Consider the following 16,456-nt stretch of genomic DNA (forward strand, 5'->3'; position numbering starts at 1 on the left):
GGTAGCAATCCCCGTCCCTGGGCCAATTTCCCAAAGTGTCAGCGAGAGTAAAGCCGCCCGTTGACCAGACACGTGGAAAAAACTTAAGAAACTCGTCACCCGTGTTCCACTCGATCAGATTGTATCCGACGATGCGTACCTTGCTTTCCTTGCTTCCCCGAGACGGAGAATCGATCGCGTGCGCCATCAGCGCTAGGAAACGGTTTGAGTCTTTGCGATTTTCATCGGTGATATCCGGTAAGTGGCTATGGCCGTGGAGGTAGATGGCCCTGTTCTCGGCCAGCAGATCGCGGATACTCTGCCTTTCGCCATTTTCGACGAAGTACAGCGGATGGTGACCCAAGACCAGCGTCAAGGCAGCGGATGGCTCGTGGGTCAGGGCCTGCCGCAGCAATCCAGCGCCGGGCCAAGCATGTTTCTGGGCATCTTTCCCAGGACGGTCCTCGCACCAAGCGGTGTTGAGACTGATGACTCGCAGAACCCGACCAGCCGGAGCGGGCAGAAGGTCGACATGATAACCGTCTGCCGTCATCCAATGCGGACCGGCCGGGCCAGGAAACGGTGCAATGGAACCGGCGAAGGCGATGAACGGCTTGAAGCGATTGATGACGTTGCTACGGGCGGCGAGACCTTCGCTGCCGGGGAGCCCCATCCTGCCGTCGCTGTATTTGACGATGGTCTCCTGATTTGCATAGTCGGCGGTGAAATCCACGTCGTGATTTCCTGGAACCACGTACCACCGTGCATTCCCGAACGCCGGCATCGCCGAAAGAGGCTGGAAGATCCACTGGCGGAAAAGGACGTATTCCGCCTCGGCTGCCTTGCAGGCGATGTCGCCGGTTACAGCAACTATATCGATGGATTGATTTTCGACGTCCCGCGCAAGGGAGTCGACAAATTTTGCTATCCGTTTTTCTTGATTCGGTGAAGATGAATCAGTCATGCCCACGTGTGCATCACTCAAATGCAGAATTCGCGTGGTTTCTTTCAAATCTAACTTTGATTTTTTTAAGTCAATTAAGACACCATCCATTTTTCACCTGCATACCTATGTATGCAACTACGACGCGGCGGATTTTGATTCGTTTTACGACTGAAGTTATACTACCTTTGATGCTACTGGCGTCAAGGAATCGTGGCGATGAAGATTATCAGATCTGTTCCCGGTAATTCGGCGGCTTCGGCCGGTGGTGAAGGCGGTTCCGGCGGCGAGCGGGAACTGGTAGCCGAATCCCAGGCTATGAAACGCTTGCTGAGCTATGTCCGCAAGATCGCGCCGCAGCCTGGACCGGTGGTGATCTGCGGGCCGACCGGTACCGGCAAGACCCGGCTTGCACAGGAAATCCACCGTCTGTCCAAGCGCTGAAACGGTCCCTTCATAAAGAAGCACTGCGCGGTCCTTGCGGACGGCACGATGCTGTCCGACCTGTTCGGACATCGGAAGGGCGCCTATACCAACGCCTTGACAGACCGGCGCGGAACCTTGATGTCCGCCAATGGCGGGACGTTGCTGCTGGACGATATCGACACGCTGCCCCTGCTGGGTCAGCAGCGCCTTCTGAGCTTTCTCGACGACCAGACCGTGACCCGGCTTGGCGATGACGAAGGCGAGGGACGACGGGTAGACGTCCGGATCATCGCCACGACCAACAAAGACCCGGAAGCCCTGGTGCAGAAGGGCCTGTTCTGTCTCGATCTGCTGCACAGGCTGGACCAGTGGCGGCTCGTGGTTCCGCGCTTGCGTGACCGGCCGGAGGACATCGCGGAGCTGGCGCGCTGCCTGCTGGCGGAATTTCAGGAAGACAACTCCGGAAGCGACGCATCGCCGCTGATGTTCGACGACGGAGCGATGGAACTGCTGTGCGCCCTGCCCTGGGACGGCAATATCCGTCAGCTCGAGGAAGTCGTGCGTAACCTCGCTTTGTTCGGTGAAACGAAGAACGGGACCATCACCCAGGAGGTGGCGATCCAGGTGCTGTTCGTTCCAGGCAATGCGCCGACCACGACCCGCATGGTCATCTCTCCCGACCTGACCGAAGACGCCCGTTTCCAGCACGCCCTGAAGCTTACGGGCTGGGACATCAGCAAGGCCGCCCGCGTCGCCGGATGCTCACGCGGGACCCTGCATTCCCGCATAACCGCGAAGGGGTGGAAGCGTCCCTGACAAGGTGTTCAAAGTTCGCCGCACCTGTGTCCGTTGAACAGGCCCTGCCCTGCTCCCCGGTCGAAAATCCCTTGTGAATCATAGCTCGCCGGTCTGGCATCGAATTTGCCATTCGTCCTTGCAAGGATTTTTGCCCGCAAGGGACGAATTGAAGGCGGATGCAGATGCGCGCGATACTGTCTATGGCCATGGTTTGGATCATGCTGGCTGCTCACGGAGCGCTGGCGCAGACAGCCGGTCAGGCACCGGCGATGGTCCAGGGAACAGGCGCGGGCGATCAGTCGCTGCCGCCTTTCGATCTGCTGGTTTTTCTCGACCGGTCAAAGACGATCTTCACGGGCGCCGGCGCCGGGGCGCCCAACGAACGGGTCGCGGAGATGCTGCGCACCGTGTTCGAACGCCAGATCGACGGTGGAAGGCGGACCTTCGTCGCGGCCGGTGACCGGGTGAACCTCTACACCTTCGGATCGGACGTCAAGACGATCGCGGAGCGGGTCGATGGCGGCAGCCGCGACGCCCTGAACGCCGCGGTCGGGCGGTTCGGCGATGTCGCCGGTGACGAAAATACGGATTTCAGCCGTCTGCTGACGGCGGTAACCGAAAACCCGGTCCTCAATGCGCGGGACAACCGGTTGAAGCTGGTGATGATCGCCAGCGATTTCGTCGACGATCCGTTCAACAACGCGCGCCGCACCAAGGACAAGCTGGGCGTCTGCGATCTGCTCGACCAGTACAGGAACGGCAAGAAGACCCGGCTCGATCCGCAAATCAAGTCCTTGGCGGACCTTCTGGAGCAGTCGGCGGCAGGCGGATCGGTCCGCCCCTATGTCGGGATGCTGATCGTGGAGCCCAAGAAGGAGGATTATCCGGGCCTGAAGTTGTTTGCGGACAACAAGGACAACTACCTGAACTGCGTGTTGCAGACCGTTGCCGCCGCCGCCATACCGACCACCCTGGCTGAGCATATCGGCGCCGAGCCCATCCGCTACGACGAGGTCGCAAACGATGCGGACGCTTTCGCCAAGCGGTTCGTGGATGCCGTATTCCGCGCGACCCTGCCGCGCCTGCTGATCGAGGGCGGGGAGTGCCGGCAGCGCCGGCAAGGCATCGAATGCACCCTTGCCCTGCGGAACAGCGCCCGGGTTTCCAACGCGGTGTCGCGGGTGCGCTTCTTCCCGGACGGCAAGGATCAGCCTCCGTTCGACGTTTCCGCCAGTATCCGGCTGGCCCCAGGCCAGGCAGGCACCCTGACGTTGCCGATTCCGGCCCCGGAAGCGGCTCGTCTTGCGGCTGGCAGGATCGTTGTCGCCATTGAGGACGAAGGCGTCGGCACGTCGGCCCGCAAGGAGATCGGGCTCAACATCCCAAGTGCTCCGATCATGCGATCCATCGAGTCCTCACGCACACTGGCGACCGAACCGCTGAAGGTGACGGCGATGGTCGAGAACCCCAACCGCGAACCGATCGCGCCGAAGGCGCTACGCTTCTTCGACGCTGAGACAGCCGGCAATCCTTTGGGTGAAGCGCTGCTCGACACCGCCACTGCGTTCGAACCGGGAGGCAGCGCCGCTCTGACGGTCGCGGCTCCGCTGCTGGCGCAGCAGAGATTGCTGCGCAGCGAACCTGTCTACGCCACCGCTGGCTTCATGATGCCTGACAGTGAAACTCCGCTCGAGTCACAAAGGCTTCGAGTCGGCATTCCTAACCTCACTCCCCTGATCGTTTCCAAGGCGCGGGTCGAGTCGGCGGAAGGGTCGCAGACCGAGTTCGACCTGCTGATCGATGTTCAGAATCCCAGCGGACCGTCGAAGCGCGTCACCGAGATCAGGCTGTTTTCCAAATCCGAGGGCGAGCCGCCTGTCGGCAGCATCACCGTCCCGCAAGGGCAGGAAATCGGCCCACTTCCGGTTCCGTTGCGTCTGCGCTTGCCCAGCAGCGTCAGCCAGCTCGTCACGGGAAGCCTCTATGTCGCGGTGGTGGATAGCCAGACCGGCCAGCCTTCGGCCATCGTTGCCGCAACGGCTCCCCCCACTTTGGCCCAGCTGCGCCTGACCAAGGCTGAAATCCGACCGGCGGCGGAAGATGGGCGGTTCGAGCTGGAAGCCGTGGTCGAGAACCCCGGCGGCGCCAACAGCAGCGTAATGGAGATCAGCCTGCATTCGGGACAAGGCGGCCCGCTGTTCAAGCGGCTTGTCGTGCCTGCGCCCAGAAGGGCTGTGGGTGGCCGCCGTAGCCAGACCGTCGTCTTCCCCTTGACCGAAGAAAGCGACCGCGACGTGGTGGAGACGCGCGGCCTCGAAGCCGGGTGCATCGACGGCTTGGGCAAGGAATGCGCCAACCGGATCACCATCGCCAATTCGCTGAGGCCAGCGCCCTTGCAGATCCGCTCTGCAACTTGGGGGGAGCCAAAGGACGGAAACCCAACCCTTGCCCTCGATTTCTTCAATCCCGGCGGGATCAGCGTGACGCTGGAGAGGCTGTTCGTGGAGCGTCCCGGCAACCCGGCCGGCCGCCTCCAGTTGCCGCTCCCCAATCCGGTGGACGTCGGTTACCAGAAGACCGTCAGGGTATCGATCGTGTATCGCGAGGAAATCTGGGAACAGTTCCATCCGCGCGACAGGGTGATGCTGGTTCCGGAATGCAAACAGGTCGACTGCACCGGCGTAAAGCGGGAGGTCCCTCCCCTGCCCGAAACCGCTCTCATCATGTCCAAGGACGGCGTCTCGTGGACGGTGGACGGGGCGGCGCCATCCGTTACCATCACCGTGCGCAATCCGCTGGGATTTCCTCAGCCGGTCAAATCCGTCTGGCTGGCTGCCGACGAAACCGGCAGGCAGTCCATGCTTGTCACGAACTATGCCGGTGCTGCGCGGCCGCGTGTTCCCGAGCGGCCCGGCGAACTCAAGCTGCCAGTCGCCTTCGGACCGGAAACCATGGGGCTGCTTGGAGGCGAACAGGTCTTCCTGTGCGTGGTCGGCGCTTACGATTCGGATGCCTTGGCGGAATCATTCAACTGCCGTCAACCTTGGCTGGCGGTGCCGGTCGGGAACCGCAGCGCCGTCAAGCCGCTGATCAATCCGGAAAATGCCTTCGAGCGGCAGGCCCGCCGATTGACGGTACGGGCAGTCAACGACGGCGCCTTGCCGCAAAAGGTCTTCGCGGTGGCGGTGGACCCAGCCGACGGCGGCAAGCCGATGCTGATCAACCTGCCTGCGCCGGTAACGGTCAACCGTGGTCAATCGATCCCGGTCCAGGTTCCCCTGTCGCCGGAAGACGTCACGCGGCTGGAAGCTGCCGGGACCGCCAAGGTGGCGTTCGTGGACATGCTCAACCGCATGGCTCCGCCCGACAACCGGATCGCCACATCCGAGGCGGTGCTGGAAACCAACCACTATGAAATCAAGGTTACCGGCGCCAAGCGCCATATGGTCTACGGGTCGGGCGGAAGAGCCAACGTCATCGCACATGTCGAGGTGACGCGGCAAAGCCTGGGCTACGGCGACCACCAGAAGGTCATGCTGTGGCTGGCCGATGCCAGCGGCGGCAAACTTCCCGGCACCGAGAAGGAAATCGACCTGACCTTCAATGGGCAGAAGGCGGAGGTCGCCCCTGTATGGGTCATCAAGCCGGACGGCAATGCCATCACGGGCAGCATCGCCCATGCCCATGCCAGCATCGCCGGAAAGCGCCCAAGCGCAGCGGACGCACCGGTAGAGGTGGATCAGTGGCGTGGCTGGATGAACGAAGCCTGCACCTACCTTTTCGTTCTTGGAGCCGGCATCCTGGGGGCGGGCCTGTTGCTTCGAACCCGGTGGCTTCGACAGAAAATACGCTTCCTCCAGAAGCTTCGCCTGCCGGGTGGTTCGCTGAACCACATCCTGACGAACGCGGCAAATTTCACGACTATATTCGGCGGTCTGTCGATTGCGCCAACTTCCGTCAGATGGGCAACCGAGGAATTTGGCACAGGCGGTTCACATGATTGGCTGACTAATAGTATCGGAGTCCTTCTCCTTGAAAATATCTTAATATGCGCATTGATCGGCGGAGTCACCAGTCTTGCAAGTTCAATCTGGATAAACCGCTCGATAGCAAAAACTCTCCAAAATGGCGGCGTTTGCATAGAATTTCAGGAACTCATCGAGCGGAAGCTGAAGGCCGTCTTTGTTGCCGTCTATGGATCTGCCGCTGCGATTTGTGTGCTGGCGCTGGTCCTCTGGATAGGATTTATCAACCCGTACGAAAATCTGCCGGGAATCCATGAAATCTGCGTCGGCCTTTCCTGCCAGCAGAACTAAGCACCGTCGAGACCGAATGGATAGGGAAGGACAAGGAATCATGGCCGACATCGTAAAATCCGCTTTCAACAGCCGCCTGCCGACGCTGTTCATCGGGCTGGGCGGCACCGGCGTCCGGACACTGCGTTACATGCTGTGGCTGGCGCAGAACGGCCAGGACCCGGACCTCGCGGCGATGCTGGCTGCCGGAAAGCTCCATTTCGTTGCGGTGGATACGGACTGGAAGGCCAACCGGCCTGGACTGACCGTCCCGGACTACGTCTATCCGCGCATGTCCTCGAAGAAAGGCGGTGAGACGGATGCTTTCCGGGACCTTCCGCGCCTGCCGCGTCTGGTCACCATCCAGACCGAGGACATAACCCGTGCCGTGGATTCCATTCGCCAGCGGCGCAGCGGAGGACGCTCCAACGGATCGGACGCTGCGGAAACCGCCGATCCGCTGTCGAAGATGTCCGATATCGACATGGAAGCGTCCCGGCTCTGGTTCCCCCAGGACGATACCCGCACCGGCGAGGAGATCGGCGTCGGTCAGGCTCACCACGAGGGAGCGGGGCAGTGGCGGCCGCTCGGCCGCCTCGGCCTCTTCCTGGAATCGCGGGCGATCATGGACGAACTGCGGGATGGGCACCGGCGAATCCGCGACGCCACGCCGCACGACCGTCCCGTCCGGGCCCATATCGTGGCATCGCTGTCGGGCGGCAGCGGCAGCGGCATGTTCTGGGATGTGGCCTTCATGCTGAAGTCCATCGATCCCGGCTGCAACGTCACCGGCTGCTTCCTGATGGCCGATCCGTTCTCCGGATCGGACCGGGCCGAGCGGATCGAACTGAACGCCTATGCCGCGCTCAAGGAGCTGGCGGGATACAAGAACTGGCGGCAGAAGGAGACGTTCGAGGTCCGCTATCCCATCGGCTCGCAGGGAGTAGGATTCCGCCGGGAACCCGGCGGCCGTCCGGTTTTCGATCTGGTCTATGTCTACCAGTCTTTCGTGCCGGATGGCGATCCGTCCACCTTGGCCGACGTGAATTCGGCCGCCGTCGAGACGAGCTGTTTCCGCCTTGCCCAGAACGCGCTGACGCAGATCCGCACCGACATCCGTGCCCGCATAGACGAGGGCGCCAACAACGAGCGCAGCGATGCGAATGCCGGCGCCGGCGCCGGCAACCAGGAAGCGGGATTCGTCTTCTGCACCTCCGCCATGGTGCCGCTCGATCTTGTCGATACCGATTATCTCGCGGATATCCTGGAAGCTCAGTTCCTGCTCGACGTCGAGCGGCGCCTGAGCGGCGCGGATGTACCCCGGCTTACCCGGCGTGACCTGGATACCTTGCTGGCCGACGTCATGGATGCCGACCGCAACGAGGTCCAGAACTTGCCGGTGCCGGTGGACCCGTGCCTGCCTGCCCCGCCGGCGCCACCCGCTGCCGTTTCCCGTCCGGAAGCGCCGGGAGACTGGATCGTCGCCGTGAATTCCCTCCAGACGGAGGCGGAAAGCCTCAAGCTGCCGAAGGTCACCACGGTCGAGCGGATGCGCCAGGCCTTGAAAAAGCTGGAGGAGGAAGCGGACCGTCTGGCCGCGCCCGATATCAAGGGCAATGAGGACCGCAAGACGGAGCTTGCCCGGCAACTGTTCGACAGTCATGTGCCGCAGACATTGCGGGAGGGCTGGAGGGAACAGATCGCCACGGGCGCCTGGAAGGCGGGCGATCAGAAGCCCCCCGTAGCCGCCATTCCCCTGATCGAGATCCTGAAGGACGATATCGAGCCGCGCTGGCAGCGCATCTACCAATGGATCAAGCGGGTCAAGGACAAACTGGCGGATGAGCTTCCGCTGCTGGACGAGGAGGCACGGCGCGCACTCGACACGCTGATCGAACGGCTTGGCCGTTTGCCGCAAGGAACTCCGCTGGCGGACGAAATGGTCGTGGCACCGGCGTCGCTGATCCAGATGCGGGTGGCTCTGGGAATGCTGCGCGATCCCGCGGATACCTACGAGCAGTCGCTCATCGGACTGAAGGCGATCCACGGCTGCGGTCCGATGGACATCATGATGAAGGCCTTCGCCACGACTCTTGGCGCTACGCTTGACGAACTGGGGCAGCGGCACAGTGTCCGCAACCAGTTCGGCGACGCGTTCCGCGCCTATGCGCATACCCATCGCCATGCCATCATGGGGCACTTTTCCGAACTGATCGAAATCAGCAACGTCAACCAGACACTGCGCAAGCAACGCACCCGCCAGATTCACGACCGCGGTTACGTCCAACTGCGCAAGGTATTCACGGATACCGGCGGCGGCCATGCGGACGAATTCGCCAAGGCGATGGCGCCGCTGGCCCAAGTGGTCCGGCGGCTGTTCGAGGACCCGACCGAGGAAGACCTGAAGGCGGCAGCCGAAGCATTGGCCGAACGGTGCCTGCTGGTCGCCCGCGCCGAAGGCGCACGGGAAATGATCGAGGAGTTCAGCGTCAAGATCACCTGGATAGACGGCTGGACCGCGCTGCTGGAGACCCTGGACCGTAGCTTCCGCGAAGAGGAGCGCAAGCAGCCGGACGAGCGGCGGCCCTTCGCCCTGAAACTGGCGCTTGCCATCGAGGGGCAGTTCTGCGGGCGGGGTACCGGCCTGCCCGGCACCGAGATCCGCAGTGAGGAACTTTTCAACCGCCGGCTCCTGCGGGCGCGTATCGCCCTGCGGGCGTTCGTCGGCTTCTGGGCCGAGCAAGAGGACTTCGTCCTGCAACGCATGGGCGGCGAAGAGGGGCTTCAGGCGATCATGCGGCGATGCCGCAGCCGCGTGTTCGGCAAGGGCGCGGTCGTGTCGTCGATCCAGCAGGATAAGCTGGTCATCGCCAAGCCGGTGAGCGGTCGCTTCACGGGAAGCCGCATGGCGGTTCGCGGCGACCGGCTGATGCAGGCGATCTCCTTCTCCGCACAGAACGCCTTGAACCAGACACCGATGTTCTGCGGCGACTCACCCCGGCCGGTCGTCTACTTCGAGCAGCTTTTCCGGGCCGGAGCCGAGATCCTGGATATCGAGCGCTACTATCGCCGCTATCAGGAACTGCCGGAAGAGCGGCGGGGACGGTTCCACATCACGCCTGCGGCGGTGGCATTGCCGGAGCTTCTCGACAACTTTCCCCGGTCCCAAAGAGCCTTGTGGACCTGCTCCGACGCGGCCCACCAGGATACCGCCATCCCTCATGGCGAAAGCGCCTGCCCCCGGTGCCTCGACGAGTATCTGCGCGGAACCCGCCCGCTCGTCGCCGTTCGCCGCAATCCGGAGAACGCTCCCTTCGAGATCCCGGGAGGAGCGGTCCTGGGCTTGCCCGCAGCACGGCGCCGCACGGTACCGGCGGCCTTGCAGCCGTATTTCTGGGACGGCGTGAGGCCCCAGGAGCTGGAACGGTTCGAACGGCTGCTCGACCATAGCGGATTGGGTCTTGCGCATCCGGAACGCAAGGGCGGCCAGCATCTGGTCTTTCCCTGCCTTCCGGTTACGGTCAACGGCGCATCCAGCCTGGTTCCCCTTTACCGTGACGGAAAGCACTTCGTGTCCAGCCGCGATGGGAGCCGGTTCTCCCATTCATGCTTCCATTGCAGCTTCCCGATCTCTCCCCGTCAGCTGGATGCCATTCGCGACGGCCGTTCGGTCGCCTGCCCCCGATGCCAGCGTGTCCTGCGCGAGTGTTCCTATTGCTCGCATCGCGACGGCACCCTGTTCCAGCCGCTGCCGGACCATTCCGGGCCGGAACGGTGTCCGCGCTGCACCAATGTCATGCACCGCCATTTGCCTGATGTAGAAACGGCGTCTACCGACGGATTGGCGGAGGCCGGCTTCTGCCGCAACCTATTCGGTTGTCCGGCGGGTGGACGGCCCTGGAGCACGGCGGCGGAGATGCATGGACACGAACATTGCGAAAGCTGTTACGACCGCCAACACCCTGCCCTGCTCCTTCCCTGGGACGAGCTGCGTACCTGCGTCACGCGGTGCCCCGTATGCCTTACGCTGGTCGGACTGCCGAAGGATGGCCAGATCCACCGGTTCTCGCCTGCCGAACTGGTCACCCATTTCCTGCAACATGACGATCCGGAACCGGACCAGCCCTGCGTGATATGCAGCACGCAGCCGTCGGCGGTCCTGCGCTGGATGATCGACACCAACTTCTTCGACGATGCGGCCGCCGAACTCCTGCCCCATTCGATCCCGGATCTGACGGCCCGCGTGCCGGGCGACTACACCTTGCCGAAGATAGATGCCCGCAATGGCATGGATCTGCTGGAACTTATCTGGCGCCATCCGGAGGACCGGGCCCTGTTCGATGCAGTCAGGGCGCTTCCCGGCATCGTCAGCCCGCGCCGGCGCTTTTCCGATCTGGAGAAGGATATGCGCCGGCTGTTCATCGGCAAGGGAGTTGCTCCCCGGGAGGCGGTACAGAGATTGAAGGCGCTGGCGATAATCGAAGACGATATCCGGGCACGCATCGAGGGCCGTGCCATCGCACTGATCGGACATGGTGCATGAAGCGCACCGCATCTTCGGCGTTCTCGCTACCCTGGAGAGGCGAGAGCGCCGAAGATGCGGCGACGTTCCCAGCGCCAGCCCCCGTCAGGAAGGCGCCGGTCCGGAACTCCTCGGGTTCGCGCCTTGGTCCTGGTTTCCGGAGCGCTGAATTCTCCGGCGATCTCGCGGCGTTTCTGTTGTACACCGCACACGTTCAGGATTTATCGGTTTGTCCAGTGAGTGAATAGACCTTTTGTGGTTGATGCGAGACGGGTACTGGAGCTCCCGGGCAACGGACCCGTGCTCCAGGTGTTTGCGAGGACCGATGAAAGGGCGGATTGCGCAAGTGCGCAGCTTGGCGCTGGTATGATGCCGGAATAAGTCGGCCCACGAAGCGGGCCGTCGCTTCTCGGCTATTCGGGACGTTTCCAAAGCTTGGGAAGGGGTCCGTCCTTGCCCATGACGGGATCGCTGTCGGGAAAGCCGAGCCGCGCCATGCGCTCCACCATCCCATCCGTCGGCGCCTCTCTCCTGATGTCCCAGTCCTGTCCGGGCGGATAGGCGCCCACGACCAGGAAGTCCGGAGTGGCGGACAGGCGGCAATGCCCGGTGCCGGCGGGAAGCACCGCGACATCCCCGGCGCCGACCTCGACCTCGCGGCCACCCGGACCGCCAAGCATCAGCCGGGCCGAACCGCCGGCAAATCCGAGCACTTCATGGGCGGCGGGATGATAGTGATGGTATGGGAAAACGCCGTTCCGCCACTGCGCCGGCCAGCCGTTGCGGCCGAACAGCGCTTCGAAGGCGGAGGCCATGGCGTCCTGATCCCGGCCGCTGACGACGCCGCGGTAGAGCAGGACCGGGAAGATCGGGTTGTTCGGCACCCAATCGCTGGGAGGCAACAGCAGGGTTTCCGGTGACATGTCGGTCCTTCCCTTTCACCCCGGCGGACACGCCGCCGGGTCCACCTCGTAACAGGGGTGCGCGGCCGTCAGCGCCGGTACAATTGGCTCAGCATCCGGGCGATGCTGTCGCGGACCGCGTGCTCGAGGGCATCCCTCTCCATCAGCACGGGCTCCGGAAAGCCGGCGGTGATCTTCCGCTGGGCGCTCGTTTCCGTACTGGTGCGCCAGACCTCGCTGCCGGTCGCGGCGTCGGTCAGAACATAGGTGGCGGCTACGGAGACTTCGGTTTCGAACGGTCCCGGTATGGTCGGCGTCTTCGCGCCGTCTATCCGCATGTCCAGCCGATAGGCAGGCCTGCCCGCCGCCAGCAGCCCGCGGCTCGCGAGCGTGTTGATGAGGGCTTCCCGAAGGTCGTTGCGCGAAATCGCACCGACTTCGCCGATTTGTCCGGCGGCACTGCCGTCAAGCACGATCTCGCCGACCTCGATGCCCTGTTGAAGGGTTCCGTCCCGCGGTTGCGGAGGTTCGGCCGGATCGACGGGAACCACCATCTGCGGCATTCGGGGATGCACCTCGCCGGACTTCGTCTGACAGGCGGCGAGGATCAAGGCCAGGATAAGAACAAGATAGCGCATGCCGCACTTCCGCACAGCGACCGGGATCTGTCATCCCGTCTTTCGAGGCACCCCGAAATCAAGCTCCGCTTCCCGGCCAGCGGCCGGAGCCGGCACCTTTCCGATTTGTGGAAGGCTCAATTTCAGATGCACCACATTATGCAAGGGAATGAAAACCGGTATTCTCCTGGTCAGCCGAGTCGGATACCGGCCCGCACCCCGGGGGAGATTGCAGTGTCGCGCATGTCCGAAAGCTTCCGCACCTGCCTGTCTCCGATGGATTGGAGATAGATCATGTCCTACGGATTTCTCGACATCGCGATAACACCCAGCGTCCGGGCGGCGCAGGCCGAAATGGGCGCCGACCATCTCTGGCGCGATTTCGCCGGCCACCGTGATTTCGATCGCTTCACGGAGAACGAGGCCGCGTTCATAGCGGAGCGCGACAGCTTCTACATGGCGAGCGTTTCCGAAACCGGATGGCCCTATGTCCAGCATCGCGGCGGCCCGCCGGGCTTCCTGAAGCTTATCGACGACCGGACGCTGGCCTTCGCCGATTATCGCGGCAACCGCCAGTACATCAGCGTCGGCAACCTCGCGGCGGACGACAGGGTCTGCCTGTTCCTGATGGACTACGGCCGCCGCGCCCGGCTTAAGATCTATGCGCATGTCGAGGTCGTAGCACTGGATGCCGATCCGGCACTGACCGAGCTAGTCACGACCGCGGATTACCGGGCGAAGCTCGAACGCATCTTCCGGCTGCGTCTTGAAGCCTTCGACTGGAATTGCCCGCAGCACATCACCCCGCGCTTCACGGAACGGGAAATCGCCGAGGCGGTCCGTCCGCTTCGGGAGCGTATCGCGCAATTGGAAGCCGAGAACGACGAACTGCGTGCCGGACCGGCGCATATCACCACATAGGCACTATATAAATCGTCGGCGCGGGATGCCGTGCCATCGTGAAACGACGGAGTATCGAGTATGACCGGTTACAAGAAGACCGAGGAAGCCATTGCCGGACTGTCGCCCGAGCAGTTCCGGGTTACTCAGGGCAATGGCACCGAACGCCCGGGAACGGGTGAATATCTCTACAACAAGGAACCCGGAATCTACGTCGACATCGTCTCCGGCGAGCCGCTCTTCGCGTCCTCGGACAAGTATGAGTCGGGTTGCGGCTGGCCGAGTTTCACCAAGCCGATCGAACCGGCCAACGTCAATGAGCTGCGCGACAGAAGCCATGGCATGATCCGCACCGAAGTCCGCTCGGCTCACGGCGACAGCCATCTCGGCCATGTCTTCCCCGACGGGCCATCCGACCGTGGCGGCCTCCGGTACTGCATCAACTCCGCCTCGCTGCGCTTCGTGCCGCGCACCGATATGGAGACCGAGGGCTACGGCGCCTATCTCGATCAGGTCGAGGATATCTGAGGAGCGGCCGAGGCCGCGCAGGTATCCGATTGAACTCTCCGCCGGAAGGGTGTCGCCATGAACCCGATCACGAGCGATGCGGCCGCCATCAGCGGCCAGCCAGCGGGCTCCGGAACCGTCACCGGCCGGCTCTCCAGCGTGACGACGTAGTTCATCGTCGTTTCGATGATCGACGGCACTCCCGGACGGGGCATGAAGTTGTTGTCCAGCACGCTGATGTCATAGGCCTGTTCGCAGACGATCCCGACACTGTTCGGACACTCGATCCGCCGTGCGGTCCGCCGCGTCTCGGACTCCCGCCCTTCCTGCGTCAGGACGATCGCCAGATCCCAGTCCAGGACGAACCTGATGGGGCCGGGCGCTATCCCGGTGATCTGCGTGTTCGGTCCTATGTAGATGAAGGATGCGGCAAAGGGCGGGCCTTCCTGTAAGGTCGTCGTCGTGGCGGTCGTCCGCACCTTTCCGCTCATCGTCAGCTCGACGGTCCCCGGCCCATCGAGGCCGAGCATGAAAGGGATCTGAATCCCGCCGAATGCCGACAGGTCCGGACCTGGAATGGGCTGCGCGATGCCTTCCGGCGCGAAGATCTCCGCCTGCCCTGCCCCGCCGCCGGTCGTCGCGACGATCGCGCTTGGTTCCATCAGATATTCGTTGAAGACGACGAAACCAGGAGGAGTGTTCGCAAAGGTGACCGCGATCGTCGGAGCACCGATGACGATCGGGTTCGCGACGGGCACCGCCTGGGCCGAGGCAGATCCGGCGATGATCCCCAGCAGGGCCAAACCCGAGGCCAGGAGGCGTTTCATGGTGCCCCTCCCCGAATGGCTTGCCGGCGTCCCGCACTCCAGGGAAGGCCGATCAGGAGCAGGATCAGGGGCAGTGCGATCAAGGCTGCGGGCGCCGGCTCGGCGATCGTCACCGGCAGGCTTTCCAGGGTGACCGAGTACCGGAGCGACGTATCGTAGACGATGGGGCTGCCGGGCGTGAGCCTGAAGAAGGTGTCCGCCGTGGCACCGTCGAAGAACGTCGAGCAGCCCCTGCCGCCAGTCTGGACGCATTCGTAATTGCCGCCGCTGTCGACGATGTCGAAGTCCCCCTCGCCCGGAAATGCCGTGATCGAAAGTGCGTAGGAGAGGGTGAACCTGACATCGCCGAGACCCTGGAGATCGACGAAGGTATTCGGTCCGATCACCAGCTGCGGCGACAGGGGCGGAAATTCGGGAGCCGACAGGGTCGTTACGGTCGTTCTGAGCTTGGCGCTCATCGAGACGCCGGCAAAACCCGGTCCGGCAAGATCAAGGGTGGCGGAACCATGCAGACCGTCGGAAAAAGCCGACAGATTGCCGTTTACCACACCGCCGCCCGTCCTTGTTTCCGTCACCGTCGGCCCCAGCAGCGTTTCGCTGGAGATCGAGACGTTGAATTGGGGGTTGGCGAAGTCGATGCCGACGACCGGGGTTCCGAAGACCGGCGCGATGAACGGAACCGCCCGGGCGGATGTCGATGCCGCGCAGGCGACGAACAGGACGCCGGTCACGACCTTGAAGGTTTTCATAGGACTTCTCCACATGCGTCCATTCGGAAGCATGAGCCTCCGGAGCGGCGGGCATCGAAGCCAGTATCCGAGGATGCGGAAGTTTGCCTACCCCTTCATCGGTCGATCTTCCCGATGGGCAATGTACCCCTGAAGTGCGGACCCGCGGTAGGTTGATCCAGGTTAATGCCCGGCAAGGATCGGCCTGCTCTACAGCAGGGGACAGTTCCGTACGCAAACAGGGCGATAAGGCCAGTCAATCGGGGGAGCGCCATGTCGATAAAGGCCATTCTGGTTCCGATCGAAGGCATCGAACACGATATCCATGCGCTGCGCGGCGCTTTTCGCCTTGCGCAGGGTCATGACGCCCGCGTGACCGCCCTGCTCGCGCAACCGACCGAAGAAGACTTTGCGGTGACCTGGGCGAGGTACAGCATGATATCGCCTCCCGTGGGCCTGCTGGCCCAGATCGGCCAGGACGCCCGGTCGCGGGAGCAGGCGGCAGCGGACCTGCTGGAGCGGGCGGCGCGCGAGTTCGGCGCACCGGTCGTACCGGCGGGGCAGGAGCAGGCTCCACCTTTTTCGGCGTCGCTTCTGGTGGAACGCGGATATCCGACCAGAGCCGTCGCGGCGATAGCACCCTTCCACGACGTCGTGGTCCTCGGCAACGATCCCGATGGCGTGGATATCCTGCCGCTGGACGGGAGTCTGCTGGAAGCGGCCCTGCTGATGGGCCGCCGCCCTGCCCTGCTGGTTCCGAAGCTGGCGCACGACATGGTCCCGTCGCAAGTCGTCATAGCCTGGAGCGGCAGCATCGAGGGCGCGCAGGCGGTCAAGTTCTCGCTTCCGTTCCTGTCGCAGGCGGACAATGTCTTCGTGCTGCGGATCGGAGAAACCGATTGTCCGGAGGCGCGCGACCGGATGCTGATCGGTTACCTGCGTCTCCACGGCATTCCGGCCGAGCTTCGCATCGTCGGGCGCAGCCAGCATTCTACCGGCACCAGCCTGCTTT

11 protein-coding genes and 1 pseudogene are annotated in these 16,456 nt (G+C 63.2%); 7 read left to right on the forward strand and 5 right to left on the reverse strand.

Annotated elements, in window-relative coordinates:
- The coding region (locus AC5JJ6_RS17250) for a metallophosphoesterase family protein (protein WP_496043240.1) at nt 1–1,033 on the reverse strand (1,033 nt) is incomplete at its 3' end.
- Nucleotides 1,034–1,141: 108 nt separating this feature from the next.
- Between AC5JJ6_RS17250 and AC5JJ6_RS17255 the strand changes: the two are divergent.
- From AC5JJ6_RS17255 to AC5JJ6_RS17270, 4 genes and pseudogenes are all read left to right on the forward strand, one after another.
- Nucleotides 1,142–1,711 (forward strand): annotated as a pseudogene (locus tag AC5JJ6_RS17255) (sigma-54 factor interaction domain-containing protein); the annotation flags it as partial.
- A 15-nt stretch (nt 1,712–1,726) separates the two neighbouring features.
- The gene (locus AC5JJ6_RS17260; RefSeq protein ID WP_496043250.1) at nt 1,727–2,164 is read left to right on the forward strand and encodes an AAA-type ATPase lid domain-containing protein; all 438 of its coding nucleotides are present in this window, start codon (nt 1,727–1,729) and stop codon (nt 2,162–2,164) included.
- 200 nt (nt 2,165–2,364) lie between these two features.
- A complete protein-coding gene (locus AC5JJ6_RS17265) occupies nt 2,365–6,462 on the forward strand; it encodes a hypothetical protein (RefSeq protein ID WP_496043241.1) in 4,098 nt (1,365 codons plus the stop codon).
- Between the two features lie 40 nt (nt 6,463–6,502).
- Nucleotides 6,503–10,984 carry a tubulin-like doman-containing protein gene (locus tag AC5JJ6_RS17270; protein WP_496043242.1) on the forward strand — a complete coding sequence of 1,494 codons (4,482 nt, stop codon included), beginning with the start codon at nt 6,503–6,505 and terminating at the stop codon, nt 10,982–10,984.
- A 392-nt stretch (nt 10,985–11,376) separates the two neighbouring features.
- Here the strand turns inward: AC5JJ6_RS17270 and AC5JJ6_RS17275 are convergent, their stop codons facing one another.
- Nucleotides 11,377–11,886: a cupin domain-containing protein gene (locus AC5JJ6_RS17275; RefSeq protein WP_496043243.1), complete on the reverse strand. Its 510-nt coding sequence runs from the start codon at nt 11,884–11,886 to the stop codon at nt 11,377–11,379.
- 68 nt (nt 11,887–11,954) lie between these two features.
- A complete protein-coding gene (locus AC5JJ6_RS17280) occupies nt 11,955–12,503 on the reverse strand; it encodes a hypothetical protein (protein ID WP_496043244.1) in 549 nt (182 codons plus the stop codon).
- 273 nt (nt 12,504–12,776) lie between these two features.
- Between AC5JJ6_RS17280 and AC5JJ6_RS17285 the strand changes: the two genes are divergently transcribed.
- Both AC5JJ6_RS17285 and msrB read left to right on the forward strand, forming a co-directional pair.
- The gene (locus AC5JJ6_RS17285) at nt 12,777–13,403 is read left to right on the forward strand and encodes a pyridoxamine 5'-phosphate oxidase family protein (protein ID WP_496043245.1); all 627 of its coding nucleotides are present in this window, start codon (nt 12,777–12,779) and stop codon (nt 13,401–13,403) included.
- A 60-nt stretch (nt 13,404–13,463) separates the two neighbouring features.
- A complete protein-coding gene (gene msrB / locus AC5JJ6_RS17290; RefSeq protein WP_496043246.1) occupies nt 13,464–13,910 on the forward strand; it encodes a peptide-methionine (R)-S-oxide reductase MsrB in 447 nt (148 codons plus the stop codon).
- On the opposite strand, the gene AC5JJ6_RS17295 is transcribed toward msrB, so the two are convergent.
- Together AC5JJ6_RS17295 and AC5JJ6_RS17300 are read right to left on the reverse strand one after the other, a co-directional pair.
- Entirely contained in the window at nt 13,892–14,716 is an 825-nt protein-coding gene (locus AC5JJ6_RS17295; RefSeq protein ID WP_496043247.1) for a hypothetical protein, read from the reverse strand. The two genes, msrB and AC5JJ6_RS17295, sit on opposite strands and share 19 nt — an antisense overlap.
- Nucleotides 14,713–15,465, reverse strand: coding sequence for a hypothetical protein (locus AC5JJ6_RS17300; protein WP_496043248.1), 753 nt, complete (start codon nt 15,463–15,465; stop codon nt 14,713–14,715). The genes AC5JJ6_RS17295 and AC5JJ6_RS17300 overlap by 4 nt, the downstream gene beginning before the upstream one ends.
- Before the next feature lie 252 nt (nt 15,466–15,717).
- Between AC5JJ6_RS17300 and AC5JJ6_RS17305 the strand changes: the two genes are divergently transcribed.
- The coding region (locus AC5JJ6_RS17305; protein ID WP_496043249.1) for a universal stress protein at nt 15,718–16,456 on the forward strand (739 nt) is incomplete at its 3' end.

The organism is Skermanella sp. (assembly GCF_059503625.1).

Coding starts and splice junctions, on each gene's coding strand:
- AC5JJ6_RS17265 (WP_496043241.1), top strand. CDS start 2,365: ATGCTGGCTGCTCACGGAGCGCTGGCGCAGACAGCCGGTCAGGCACCG.
- AC5JJ6_RS17270 (WP_496043242.1), top strand. CDS start 6,503: ATGGCCGACATCGTAAAATCCGCTTTCAACAGCCGCCTGCCGACGCTG.
- AC5JJ6_RS17275 (WP_496043243.1), bottom strand. CDS start 11,886: ATGTCACCGGAAACCCTGCTGTTGCCTCCCAGCGATTGGGTGCCGAAC.
- AC5JJ6_RS17280 (WP_496043244.1), bottom strand. CDS start 12,503: ATGCGCTATCTTGTTCTTATCCTGGCCTTGATCCTCGCCGCCTGTCAG.
- AC5JJ6_RS17285 (WP_496043245.1), top strand. CDS start 12,777: ATGTCCTACGGATTTCTCGACATCGCGATAACACCCAGCGTCCGGGCG.
- msrB (WP_496043246.1), top strand. CDS start 13,464: ATGACCGGTTACAAGAAGACCGAGGAAGCCATTGCCGGACTGTCGCCC.
- AC5JJ6_RS17295 (WP_496043247.1), bottom strand. CDS start 14,716: ATGAAACGCCTCCTGGCCTCGGGTTTGGCCCTGCTGGGGATCATCGCC.
- AC5JJ6_RS17300 (WP_496043248.1), bottom strand. CDS start 15,465: ATGAAAACCTTCAAGGTCGTGACCGGCGTCCTGTTCGTCGCCTGCGCG.